We start from the raw sequence: 12,240 nt of genomic DNA, 5'->3' as shown, positions 1-12,240 counted from the left end.
GCATGTATAAAGTATTGCTTGTAGAGGATGAGACGGTCATCCGTCAGGGACTGAGGGAACTGATCGTACAAGTGTCTTCTCAGTTTCAGGTAACGGGCGAAGCATCGAGCGGTACCGAGGCGCTGGATTTTCTGAGATGTGAGGTGCCGGATGTGTTAATCACGGATATCCGCATGCGTGAAATGGACGGACTAACTTTGGTAAGCAAAGCAAGAGACATGTACCCTGAATTGCTAATGCTCATCATTAGCGGCTACGGCGAGTTTGAATATGCACGCAGAGCGATGGAGTTCGGGGTGTTGAACTACCTGTTGAAGCCAATCGATCGTTATGAACTGGCATTATGCATACAAAAGATTCAATTGCTACTGGATCGCAGATACGGTATTTCAACCCTTTCTATCCCTGAGCCATCTGGGAAAACAGAACAAGCTGCTGGAGATACACGGAAGATTATCCGAGATGTGAAGGAGCACATCAAGCAACATCCCGATGGAGATCTGCGACTTCAGACGATAGCCGATCTTGTTAACTTGAACCCTACTTATTTAAGCCAATTGTTCAAGAATGAAATAGGCATCAATTATTCCGAATACATCACAGAGGCACGTATGGAGCGGGCCAAGTGGTTGCTGATCAACACGGGTCTCAAAATCTATGATGTGGCACGGTTATCCGGGCATCAGAGCCCCAAACACTTCATGTTGGTGTTCAAGCAGCAGGTGGGATGGACCGCGGGAGAATATCGAGACCGATTCAGTATCTCTTGAAAAACCATACCATTTCTGTAGTTGACGTGATTTAAGGGGGAACGATGCTTTCGTTATACTTTGGTTGCACATGTATACCACGACGTCCATAAGGGGGATTTACATGAAAAAAGCAGGACTGATACTGGTTTTTATATTCATGATGATGGCTTCAATCGCGTGCGCAAGCTCCAATTCTAACAGTGAATCTGGGAGTGCAAGCGGAGAGAATGGAGAGGTCGAGCTGAAGTTCATGATGTGGGGCAATCAGGCGCATATGGATGTATACAACAAGTTGATCGATGACTTCACAAAGGAAAATCCAGGCATCAAAGTAACGATGGAATCCGTACCTTTCGCAGAATACCAGCAAAAAATCTCGGTGCTTGCTGCCGGAGGCTCCCTTCCCGATCTCGCCTGGGTATCAGAGCGAATGATACCACAATTCAAGTCCAACCACATTTTGGCCGATGTATCCGAGTTCAAGGATGATGCACAGTTTAAGCTGGATGATTATATTCCAAGTACATTGGATTTGTTCCGTGATGGCGATCAACTGCTAGGGCTACCTTTCTCTACACCTCCGGTGGTCATGTTTTACAATAAAACGCTGTTCGACCAAGCCGGCCTGACTGATCCAAACTCACTTGCCACCCAAGGACAATGGACATGGGAACAGTTCGAAGAGTCCGCCAAAGCCGTTACCAGTAAGGATGCGACCAATCGAGTCTATGGTGCCAACTTTTTTCGCGACTGGAAGACCTGGGCGGTGCTTTCCTCCTACTCCTGGTCCAATGGAAGCGGTCCATTCGACGAAGGCATGACAACGTTCACCTGGAACGATGCCTATGGCGTACAGACCTTTGAATTACTGGAACGCATGATGTTCACCGATGAATCACACCCAAAGGCGGGCGAACAGGTCAGCTTTGATGCGGGTAATGTGGGCATGTTCTTTGATAATTACAGCTATGTTTCCAAAGCAAGGGAAATTACGGATTTTGAATGGAGCATCGCTCCTATGCCTTCCGGTTCTCAAGGCAGTGTGCCGATGCTGGGGCAGGCCGGATATGCCATGTTCAACGACAGCAAACATCCAGAGGAAACGAAGAAACTGTTGAAGTATTTTGCCAGTGAGCAGGGGATTCAGGCGACAGCCACCTACTTTGTACCTCCGCGTACCTCTGTTCTGAACTCAGATGCATTCATTCTCCAGCCAAATAATCCGAGCAAAGAGCATATCGTGCAGGCCGTCATTGATGAAATGCCAAAAGCGCGCTTAATTCCCGGTCATATCCGTTGGCAGGATATCGACAATGCGGTATTGCAGGGATTTGACCGACTGTTTGCCAAGACAGCGACAGCTGAGGATAACCTGAAACAAATGCAGGAAGAGATCCAAAGCGTGTTGCAACCCTAAATCATTCGATCGAAACCGGAGGTGAGAACAATGGGCAATTTCAAAGAATTACTTGAACGGGAACCGCTGTCGCTGGTGGTCAGCCTGCCTGAGAATGATATTGCTTTGGCACGGGCAGCTATGGAAGAGGGCGCTGATGCACTGAAGGTACATTATAATGTCGGTCATCGCGCCAGCGGGAATCATTTTGGTCCATTGGACATGTACGCCGAGGTGTTTCGGGCGATCCGCAGTGAGTTTGGTGGCCCGCTTGGGGTTGTACCTTCTGGCAGTATTGATGGAGCACAAAGGGAGGATGTGGAGGGGCTTTCCGGGCTGGGTTTTGATTTCTATTCCATCTATGCACATCACTTGCCTTCCTTCATGTTGAATGACTTGAGGCTGGACCCAACGTTTGCGATCAATGAGGAATATGATGCTTCCCTCGTAACATCGGCAGCGCACTTCGGCTTCACCGCTCTGGAGGCATCCATTGTACCTGGAAAAGAATATGGTACACCGCTGAGCTTCGCGGATGTACTTAAGTATCGCCGTCTGGTCTTGCAAGCCCAGGTTCCGGTATTGGTTCCTTCCCAGCGAAAGCTGGTGCCGGAGGATGTTCGGGTGCTGCGCGATACCGGGGTAAAGGCGATCATGCTTGGGGCGGTCGTGACAGGCAACACGGAGGAGCAGTTGCGAAGGGCTGTGAACGGGTTCCGCAATGCGGTGGACAGTCTGAACCGTCCAAACTAATCAGTGAAAGTCACGTGAATCACGGGGGACACCCCATGTTAGCGTTCATTTGTTCTAACGAATCGAGCACATGTTACTCGCGCCTATTTGTACGGAAATGAAGTTTAAGGAATCAGAGAGACGTTATTTCGTCCATTTGGTCGATTTACAAGGTTCTGGCGACATTTTATAGAGATATAAGATGACTGAGATTCGTTACCCGGTGCATTCTTTAAAAATCTGCCATATAAGATGCGGCCGATTCGTTAGCGATTTGGAGCGAGGGGATCATTCCTTTTGAGACAGCACCTTATATAGAATCGTCACAGAGTTCAGCTTCGGAGGAAATTTGTTTAAAAGGGGGAGGCCTGATTGACCCATTCACGCAAGCGCAAAAGAGGGGGGCCGCTCGCCAGAGAGGCCCAGATCGCAGGTTGGCTGTTTGTATCGCCGATGGTGCTTGGGTTTACCCTGCTGCTGTTATTTCCCATGGGTCTCGCGTTATACATGAGCCTGACCGATTGGCCGCTGCTGGGAGATCATCATTTTATTGGATTGGAGAATTACCGGAATATTATGACAGACGCGATGTTCTGGAAAGTGCTCGCCAATACAGTTTATTTCACAGCGGGGCTGGTGCCGCTTAATATTGTGCTCGCCCTGTTGCTAGCGTTGTTGCTGTCCAGAAATCTGCGGGGCATCGGAATTTTCCGAACAGCGATCTTTGTTCCGGTCATGACCTCGTTGATCGTATGGGCCATCGTGTGGAAGCTGATGTATGCGACAGAGTCTGGATTGATTAATCAGCTTCTGTTGATGCTGGGCATCAAAGGTCCGGCCTGGCTTTACAATCCGGATTTGGCAATGCCAGCGATTATCGTGACAAGTGTGCTGAAAAATGTCGGTCTGAATATGGTGCTGTTCATTGCAGCTATTCAGCAGGTACCGCGTTCACTGTACGAAGCAGCAACATTAGACGGGGCGGGCAAAAGGGGGACCTTCTTTCACGTCACGCTGCCCATGATCACGCCAACTGTGTTTTTGACCGTAGTCATGACTGTGATTGGTTCACTCAAAGTATTCGGGCAGATCTATGTGATGACACAGGGCGGGCCGAGCAACAGCACCAAGGTATTGGTTTATTATATCTGGGAAAAAGCATTCAAATTATTTCAGTTTGGCTATGCTTCTGCTCTCGCATATGTACTGTTCTTTATCGTGCTAATTCTGACGCTGCTTCAATGGCAGCTCCGAAAGAGGTGGGTATTCAATGAAGGCGATGCCTAGTCCTTCGGGGCGGAAGATAGGAAGTACTCTGGGGACGTACTTGTTGCTGACCCTGATTTCCCTCATTATGATTGTGCCATTTATCTGGATGATATCGACATCATTTAAGGAACCTCAGAGCATATTCACCTATCCACCGCAGTGGATACCGGAACCATTCCGATTGCAGAACTACATCGATGTCTTTCGATTGATTCCGTTTCACCGTTTTTATTGGAACAGTATCTACATTTCTGCGTTGGTTGTGCTGGGAACAGTATTTTTTGCTTCCCTCGCTGGGTACGCCTTCGCCAAAATTCCGTTTAAAGGACGTAATGTGGTATTTCTCATCCTGCTGAGTGCGATGATGATTCCCCATGAGGTGACGGCAATTCCGATGTTTCTGTTCATGCGGCAGCTGGGGTGGATTGATACCCATCTTCCGCTGATATTATTGCCGATCTTTGGCGCGGGTGGTGTATTTGGCATCTTTGTGATGCGGCAGTTCTTCATTACGGTGCCAACGGAGCTGGAGGAAGCGGCGATGATGGACGGCTGCAACCGATTCCGAATATATGCGCGAATTATGCTGCCCATTGCCAAGCCGGGTATGGCTACGCTGACAATCTTTACGTTTGTGACGATCTGGAATGAGTTTTTTGATCCGTTGATCTTCATTAACTCGCGTGATCTAATGACGCTTCCGCTTGGATTATCCCTGTTTACAGATGAAGTGGGTACAGCCTGGCAATATCTGATGAGTGCCACCGTCATGGCAACCTTGCCACTGTTAATTGTTTTTTTTCTGGCACAGCGGCGCTTCATTGAGGGGGTTGCCATGACGGGACTGAAAGAGTAAGCCGTGTAATACGTGCAATAGAACGAAGGAGGGACAACATTTGCGTGAACGGATGAGCATGAAAAAGGAAGAAGCAGATGTCGTTGTTGTGGGAGGGGGCCCTGCGGGTATCGCGGCAGCCATTGCGGCTGGACGACAGGGTATACGAACAGTGTTGGTGGAGCGATATGGATTCGTGGGCGGGATGTCAACCGCCGCTATGGTCTATCCCTGGATGACTTTCCATACGGAGCGCGGTGAGCAGGTTATTAAAGGTATTGCGCAGGAGATTGTGGATCGTTTGCAGGTACGTGGCGGCTCCCCGGGGCATCTGCGCGATACGGTTGGATTTGTGCATACCGTCACGCCGTACCATCCAGCCATCTTTCAGGTGGTTGCGGCAGAGATGTTGCAGGAGGCTGGTGTCCGGCTGTTATTGCACAGCTTTGTGGACGAGGTGGTCGTTGTAGATGATCGGGTGGAAGCGGTGCGAGTGACCAACAAGTCTGGAAGAAAGGAGTTCCAGGCGAATGTATTTGTGGATGCAAGCGGTGATGCGGATCTGGCTTATCTTGCGGGTGCTTCTGTGGCAAAGGGACGAGACGGCGACCATCAGTCACAGCCGATGACCATGAAATTCCGCATGCGTGGTGTCGATCTTGGACGAGTGAAACGATATATGCTGGAGCACCCGGAGGATTTCTATGTGAAAACTCCTTTTGCTGAACTGGACAGCATTCCGTTAACCGGGGTGAGTGGTTTCTATTCCCAGTGGAAAAAAGCAGGTGTGCCGATTAATCGCGACCAGGTGTTGTTTTTTACCGGACCGGCAGAGGATGAAGTGCTGATTAATTGTACCCGGGTGCAGGGGCTCGATGCGACGGATGCCGAGGATCTGACCTCTGCGGAGCAGGAAGGCCGGAAACAGGTGCTGATGATCGCTGAGTTTTTGCAGCGTGATGTGCCTGGATTCGAACGGGCTTCGATCTCGGCAGTAGCGCCGCAGATTGGTATTCGTGAATCGAGACGGATCATTGGGCAGTATGCATTGACACAAGCGGATGTAGTTGCAGGACGGAAATTTGACGATGTGATTGCCAGAAGTGGTTATCCGATTGATATTCATGACCCTTCGGGTCAAGGCGTTGTGGCTGCCTTTATAGAGGGAGATGGAGCATATGATATTCCGTATCGCTGTCTGATCTCTCGAAATATCCGCAATCTGCTGGCGGCAGGACGCTGCATCTCCACCACACATGAGGCGCATGCAACGACAAGGTTGACTCCAAGCTGTATGGCTACCGGGGAGGCCGCGGGAACAGCGGCTGCACTCACAGTGAAGATGAAGCTGGACCCGGTGGAACTGCCGATCGAGCTGTTACAGGCGGAATTACGTCGCAACGGAGCAGCGATCTAGCGGATGAGCTGATTGTGGACGAATTGGGCGAATCGGGTGAATCATTAATAGTGGGAGTGGATGTTTATTTAATTCGCAGTGGTGGCGTAAGTTTTAACGAACCTGAGACGACTAATATGGGGCTATAAGCTGAAATGAAAAATGTAACGAATCTCAGTGAAGTTATTTTACTCAAAATCTTGTAATAGGGGGTAAAAGCGGGGTGAATCGGAAGAATAGAGCGTCTACGATTCGTTAGATTAGGAAATGTCCCGAAAAAGGCTAAATAAGCTTCCCTCAGTTCGTTAGAAATGCGTGGGAAGCTCGTGAATTGATGAGCATAAATGTAGCCCCAAAGACTCCAAATCGACTGCATAGGTGGGTTTGGAGCCTTTGGGGCGCTTTCATTTTTTTCATCTATTAGGTTCTTTCCTTCAAGTTCATTTCTTCATATCTGATCAATCATGGGGTCTCGGTTCCGTCATGCTCCTTCATGTTTCGTATTATCTCATGCCTTATTCTCAGCGCTTCATTCATTCAGTCATTCAATTCATCCGTGCCTCAAGTCGTCTTGCGACAATGGACAGCGCGTAGTTGATGGCAAAATACAATACGGCTGCGAGCAGCAGGGCCGGGATAATGTAATCGAAACTTTGACCGCCAAGGATCTGCACGTTGTGCATCAGCTCCGGCAGAGAGATGATGATCGCCAGTGAAGTATCCTTCAGGAGTGAGATGAACTGGCTGACCATCGGCGGGGACATGCGGCGTAGCGCCTGTGGCATGATGATGCCACCGAGGGTCTGCATGTAGCTGAGGCCCGAGGAGCGGGCAGCTTCCACCTGACCGCGCTCAACAGACTTCAGACCGCTACGGACGATCTCGGCGATCATCGCGCCTTCAAACAGACTCAGTCCAACAACTGTGGACCAGAAGACGGACATTTTAATCCCGAGCTGTGGAAGTACCATGTGGATGAAGAAAATGATGAGCAACAGCGGCAGATTCCGGATCGTATCCACGATCACTGCCACGATCTGTGACAGAACAGGGATACGGGTAAACCGGATTGTACCCAGCACAGTGCCAAGCACAAAGCTGAATATAATGGATAGCCCTGCTACCTGCAGGGTAATCAGGAATCCTTGAAGCAGGAAACGAAGGTTGGGCCACGCATAGGCCCCGCTAAAGTCCATATTTTATTAGCCTCCTTCTGTATGCAGGAATGGAATATCGAAGATCAATAGATGAGGCATGGACAAGCCGATATATTCCCTAAAAATCTACGTAAGGTACAATTCGATCTGTTACATGGTGACCTGACCTGCTGGTTTGTTCTTTTTCGGTTTGCCTTTGGTGCTGCGCGCTTCTGCATCGCTCTGTCCAAACCTGCGCTCCATATAATGCACCAGGAAGCTGAGTGGTAGCGTCAGCACCAGATAGAACAGCGCAACAATGGTGTACACACTTAGCGGCTGGAACGTATCCGAGTTAACCAGGTCGGCAAAATACATAAGATCCATACCGGCGACAACGGCAAGAATGGATGAGTTTTTGACCAAATTGATAAACTGGTTGCCGATGGACGGCAACACAATCTTGATGGCCTGGGGCAGAATGATCAGGTTCATGGCCTGTACATAGGACAAGCCTGAGGATCTTGCAGCTTCCAGCTGTCCACGCGGCACGGTCTGAATGCCCGCTCGGATCGCTTCGGCAATGAAAGCGGCGGTGTAGATGGTCAGACCCAGAGTACCGGAGACAAACCCATCCAGCGAGATGCCTAGTGCAGGCAGTCCAAGATAGAAGAAAAACACAACCAGCAGCAATGGGATGTTTCGGATAAATTCCACAAAAGCCGTGCCGATCCAGTTCAGCGGTTTCACAGGGGATATCCGAAAGATAGCCAGGATCGCGCCAAGGATAAAGCTGCCAATGAGAGCCATGATGCTCACTTGAATGGTATTCAGGAACCCTTCCAGAAAACGATCCGAGTGTCGCATTAGTACGCTGAAATCCAATGTGCCCATATAGGCGAAGCCTCCGTTCTCCAGATGTAGAAACGGCGATTACGTCTGCTCATGCTTCGCATCCAACAGACGAATTCGCCGCTTACCTATCTTAATTCGGGTTACTCGGGCTTCGCGCCCAGCCATTTCTCATGTAATGTGTCATATTCCCCGCTGTCTTTCATGCTTTTGAGTAGCGCGTTGACTTCCTCCACGAAGGCAGTGTCGCCTTTGCGAATGGCCATACCATAAGGTTCGCTTGTGAAATTACCACCAACCAATTGGAAGCTGTTATCCGTTTGTTGCATACCGATGAGGATGATGTTATCTGTGGTCAGCGCTTCGCCTTTACCTGCTTTGAGAGCAGTGAATGCATCCTGATAGTTATCGAATTCAAGCACCTCAGCATCCGGGGCTTTCTCGCGAATGTTCTGAGCGGATGTGGAGCCTTTCACCGCGAGTACTTTCACCCCGCTGAGGCTTTCCAGGCCGGTAATCGCACTGTCGTTTTTCACCAGCAGGGATTGGCCTGCCTCGAAATAAACATCACTGAAATCTACCTGTTCCTTACGCTCATCCGTAATTGTCATCGTGGCGATGATGATGTCGATGTCTCCATTTTGCAGCATGGGAATACGTGTCTTGGAAGTGACCTCTTTCAGTTCGACCTTGGTCTCATCTCCAAGGATCTGTTTGGCGAGTGCCTTGGCAATATCAATATCGAACCCTTCAACGTTGCCACTTGCAGGATCTTTCAAGCCAAACAGCTTCGTATCGTATTTCACACCGGCGATGAGCTTGCCGCGTTCCTTAATCCGCTCAATCGTGCCTTTCGCCTCGGCGTCGCCACCACCGCTCGCTGAAGGTGTATCAGTACCTGTACTACAACCTGACAATACAAGGGAGAGAATGAGGACAAGCATAAATGATGGCCATTTCAATAATTTCTTCATGAATAAAGACCCCTTTCAAAATGGAATAGTGGATTATTCTCAATGATGAATCAGACGGCTCAGGAATTGCTGTGCTCGTTCTTCTCTGGGGTTGTCAAAAAATTCAGCAGCGTTGGCCTCTTCTACAATTCGGCCTTCGTCCATGAAGATGACCCGGTCCGCAACTTCACGGGCGAATCCCATCTCATGGGTAACGACGACCATGGTCATGCCATTATGGGCAAGGGAACGCATAACATCGAGGACTTCCCCAATCATCTCGGGATCGAGAGCAGAGGTAGGTTCGTCAAAAAGCATGATTTTGGGCTCCATAGCGAGTCCTCTGGCGATGGCTACCCGTTGTTGCTGTCCACCGGACAACTGGGAGGGATAACTGTCTGCTTTGTCGGCAATGCCCACCCGGGTTAGATACTTCATTGCCGTTGCGGCTGCCTGTTCTTTGGGTTGTTTACGCACCTTCATGGGTGCAAGGGTAATGTTATCGATGACTTTTTTGTGAGGATACAGATTGAAGTGTTGAAATACCATGCCGATGTCACGGCGGAAGAGGTTAATGTCCACCTTTTTCTGATGTAGAGGAATCCCACTGACGACAAGTTCACCTTCGGTAATGGTCTCCAGGCGGTTAATACAGCGGAGTAACGTGCTTTTGCCGGAGCCGGAAGGTCCAATAATGACGACGACCTCTCCTTCTTCAATGTGAAGATGGATATCCTTGAGGACATGAAAATGACCGAAATGCTTCTGGACACCCCTAAATTCAATCAAGAGTACACCCCATCCTTTCTGCAACGTCTGTGTGTAAAAGGAATAATAAGGAATAAATTGAAACTAGTTATTTAATCATACATAGTCATCCTGCTTATGGCAATTGGTTTGTGATAAAACATGACATAAGTAATAGGTTATCTAGGGCTATAGCCAGAAAATATGTTATATATCTGTCATGTTATTAAACCCCTTGTGACGAATCCTGACAGAAAAATGAATCTATTCTCCTAGTTGTTTTCCAACCTTTGGAATAGTTGTATAGAGTATACTGAAAGTGATGTTTGATTTATGACTCTGATTAACAAAACAAATAGCATCAAGTTCCACGTGTACATGGCAAGAAAGCTCAACCCTACACGTCATGCCATTGATATCATGGAGTGAGAGAGCGTCCGTTTGAACGTTAAGTAAGGAAAGTAAAAGCGATGTATTGATCCCATAACAATTCCATTACATGTAGAGAGGATGATTCTGCACGATGAATACATATCACTCCCCAATGTCGACAGGAGCAAGTGCCCAGTCCGATGTTCGAGCTTATGAAGCTAATTTGCCTGTCATTCCTGCTCAGGATTTTCAGCTTACAGACTATGGAGCTGTTGGAGACGGTGTAACAGATAATACGGAGATGTTCCGACTTGCCATCGCTTCATGTGCTGAAGCAGGAGGCGGCAGAATCGTAATTCCTGCCGGGGTGTGGCTCACAGGCCCGATTGTAATGCGCAGCCGTATCGAACTACATGTGGAAGCAGGGGCAATGGTTACATTTAGCCGAGATTTTGATCAATACCCATTAATTGCATCAAGCTTCGAAGGCTGGCAGGTGGTACGTTGCCAATCCCCGATCGATGGTGATCAACTGGAGGATATTGCGATTACTGGTGAGGGGATATGGGATGGGGGCGGGGAGGCATGGCGTCCAGTAAAACGCTCTAAAATGACCACTTCACAATGGAACCAATTGGTCGCTTCTGGTGGTGTTGTAGAGCAATCCGGTGGAGATGAAGAAATCTGGTGGCCTACCACAGCTGCACTTGAGGGCGGCACCATTGCGAATCGATTGCATCAGGAGCAGGTACGTGATGTCGCTGCCTATGAAGAAGTCAGAGACTTTTTACGCCCCAACATGGTCAGTTTGCGCAGATGCAAACGGGTATTGCTGGACGGTCCAACGTTCCAGAACTCGCCTGCATGGAATCTTCATCCCTGGGCATCTGAGCATGTCACCATTCGTAACGTGAGTGTGCGAAATCCGTGGTTTTCTCAGAATGGAGATGGGTTGGACGTTGAATCCTGTCGTCATGTGGTGGTCGAGAAGAGTGTATTCGATGTCGGTGATGATGCGATCTGTCTGAAATCAGGCAAGGATGCCGAAGGCCGTGAACTGGGTCTTCCATCGGAGTACATCACCATTCGGGATTGCACGGTGTATCACGGTCATGGCGGGTTTGTAATTGGCAGTGAAATGTCCGGTGGTGTGCGGCATGTGCGTGTGTCGGATTGTACGTTTATCGGAACGGACATTGGACTTCGCTTCAAAAGCGCACGTGGGCGCGGCGGAGTGGTTGAGGACATTCAGATTGAGCGCATATATATGAAAGATATCATTATGGAAGCGATCTCGTTTTCCTTTTTCTATGCAAATCAGGAAGGGTCTGCCCGGGGCAGTGATCTATCTCAGGAGATTAGCGAAGAGACGCCGGTGTTCCGGGATATTCGAATATCGGATGTGGTCTGTGCCGGTGCCGACACTGCGTTGCTTGTGAGTGGATTGCCGGAACAGCCTTTGGATGGGGTGATCATCCAGCGTTACAACGTGCAAGCTCGCAGTGGTATCCAATGTGCTCATGCGAAACATCTGCATATCGCTGAATTGCAAGCGCAGATCACCGAAGGTCCGTTGGTTCATTTGCACCAGTGCAAAGGGGCGGAGCTAGAGAGAATTCAGGGAAAAGGTGCAGATGGCCGACTTCTGATGGTGACAGGACACGAGTCCGCAGGCATTGTATGTCGTGAAGGCGATGCAGACACAGACGGTCGTCAGATCTCTGTGGGTCCCGAGGTACGAAGTGGTGTGATCATTCGCAGGTAAAAGCTATGTAATAAGGTTTATACAAGTTGGTCAAA

The 12,240-nt window shown here is 49.2% G+C and carries 11 protein-coding genes; 7 read left to right on the top strand and 4 right to left on the bottom strand.

Annotated features, from left to right (window positions below; translation table 11 throughout):
* Positions 1-2 precede the first annotated feature (2 nt).
* From MKY28_RS24010 to MKY28_RS23985, 6 genes are all read left to right on the top strand, one after another.
* Positions 3-770 (top strand): response regulator transcription factor, encoded by a 768-nt coding sequence (locus MKY28_RS24010; protein ID WP_047840401.1) that lies wholly within the window; start codon positions 3-5, stop codon positions 768-770.
* A 103-nt stretch (positions 771-873) separates the two neighbouring features.
* Positions 874-2,169, top strand: coding sequence for an ABC transporter substrate-binding protein (locus MKY28_RS24005; RefSeq protein WP_340937225.1), 1,296 nt, complete (start codon positions 874-876; stop codon positions 2,167-2,169).
* Between the two features lie 30 nt (positions 2,170-2,199).
* A complete protein-coding gene (locus tag MKY28_RS24000) occupies positions 2,200-2,901 on the top strand; it encodes a hypothetical protein (RefSeq protein ID WP_340937223.1) in 702 nt (233 codons plus the stop codon).
* 351 nt (positions 2,902-3,252) lie between these two features.
* Complete coding sequence (locus tag MKY28_RS23995) at positions 3,253-4,167, top strand: carbohydrate ABC transporter permease (RefSeq protein ID WP_340027812.1); 915 nt, start codon at positions 3,253-3,255, stop codon at positions 4,165-4,167.
* Positions 4,151-5,005 (top strand): carbohydrate ABC transporter permease, encoded by an 855-nt coding sequence (locus MKY28_RS23990; RefSeq protein WP_340937222.1) that lies wholly within the window; start codon positions 4,151-4,153, stop codon positions 5,003-5,005. The genes MKY28_RS23995 and MKY28_RS23990 overlap by 17 nt, the downstream gene beginning before the upstream one ends.
* 58 nt (positions 5,006-5,063) lie before the next feature.
* A complete protein-coding gene (locus tag MKY28_RS23985) occupies positions 5,064-6,401 on the top strand; it encodes an FAD-dependent oxidoreductase (protein WP_340938030.1) in 1,338 nt (445 codons plus the stop codon).
* Positions 6,402-6,925: 524 nt separating this feature from the next.
* Here MKY28_RS23985 and MKY28_RS23980 read toward each other — a convergent pair.
* The 4 genes from MKY28_RS23980 to MKY28_RS23965 all read right to left on the bottom strand — a co-directional run bounded on the left by MKY28_RS23980 (position 6,926) and on the right by MKY28_RS23965 (position 10,110).
* Positions 6,926-7,576 (bottom strand): amino acid ABC transporter permease, encoded by a 651-nt coding sequence (locus tag MKY28_RS23980; RefSeq protein ID WP_339190173.1) that lies wholly within the window; start codon positions 7,574-7,576, stop codon positions 6,926-6,928.
* A 111-nt stretch (positions 7,577-7,687) separates the two neighbouring features.
* The gene (locus MKY28_RS23975; protein ID WP_036616642.1) at positions 7,688-8,410 is read right to left on the bottom strand and encodes an amino acid ABC transporter permease; all 723 of its coding nucleotides are present in this window, start codon (positions 8,408-8,410) and stop codon (positions 7,688-7,690) included.
* Positions 8,411-8,511: 101 nt separating this feature from the next.
* A complete protein-coding gene (locus MKY28_RS23970; protein ID WP_036673119.1) occupies positions 8,512-9,342 on the bottom strand; it encodes a transporter substrate-binding domain-containing protein in 831 nt (276 codons plus the stop codon).
* Between the two features lie 39 nt (positions 9,343-9,381).
* Positions 9,382-10,110 (bottom strand): amino acid ABC transporter ATP-binding protein, encoded by a 729-nt coding sequence (locus MKY28_RS23965; RefSeq protein ID WP_051449904.1) that lies wholly within the window; start codon positions 10,108-10,110, stop codon positions 9,382-9,384.
* Between the two features lie 481 nt (positions 10,111-10,591).
* On the opposite strand from MKY28_RS23965, the gene MKY28_RS23960 reads away from it, so the two are divergent.
* The gene (locus MKY28_RS23960) at positions 10,592-12,205 is read left to right on the top strand and encodes a glycoside hydrolase family 28 protein (RefSeq protein ID WP_340937221.1); all 1,614 of its coding nucleotides are present in this window, start codon (positions 10,592-10,594) and stop codon (positions 12,203-12,205) included.
* Positions 12,206-12,240: the final 35 nt, after the last annotated feature.

This window comes from Paenibacillus sp. FSL R5-0473 (genome assembly GCF_038004565.1).
GTDB classification, from domain to species: Bacteria; Bacillota; Bacilli; order Paenibacillales; family Paenibacillaceae; genus Paenibacillus; species Paenibacillus amylolyticus.
The sequence above is the reverse complement of the archived record's forward strand: the minus strand, read 5'-3'. Positions and strand labels throughout refer to the sequence as shown.

Bases quoted from the DNA above. Each gene is read 5' to 3' on its own strand.
- MKY28_RS23990 (WP_340937222.1), top strand. From the start codon at position 4,151: ATGAAGGCGATGCCTAGTCCTTCGGGGCGGAAGATAGGAAGTACTCTG.
- MKY28_RS23975 (WP_036616642.1), bottom strand. From the start codon at position 8,410: ATGGGCACATTGGATTTCAGCGTACTAATGCGACACTCGGATCGTTTT.
- MKY28_RS23970 (WP_036673119.1), bottom strand. From the start codon at position 9,342: ATGAAGAAATTATTGAAATGGCCATCATTTATGCTTGTCCTCATTCTC.
- MKY28_RS24000 (WP_340937223.1), top strand. From the start codon at position 2,200: ATGGGCAATTTCAAAGAATTACTTGAACGGGAACCGCTGTCGCTGGTG.
- MKY28_RS23960 (WP_340937221.1), top strand. From the start codon at position 10,592: ATGAATACATATCACTCCCCAATGTCGACAGGAGCAAGTGCCCAGTCC.
- MKY28_RS24005 (WP_340937225.1), top strand. From the start codon at position 874: ATGAAAAAAGCAGGACTGATACTGGTTTTTATATTCATGATGATGGCT.
- MKY28_RS23980 (WP_339190173.1), bottom strand. From the start codon at position 7,576: ATGGACTTTAGCGGGGCCTATGCGTGGCCCAACCTTCGTTTCCTGCTT.
- MKY28_RS24010 (WP_047840401.1), top strand. From the start codon at position 3: ATGTATAAAGTATTGCTTGTAGAGGATGAGACGGTCATCCGTCAGGGA.
- MKY28_RS23985 (WP_340938030.1), top strand. From the start codon at position 5,064: ATGAAAAAGGAAGAAGCAGATGTCGTTGTTGTGGGAGGGGGCCCTGCG.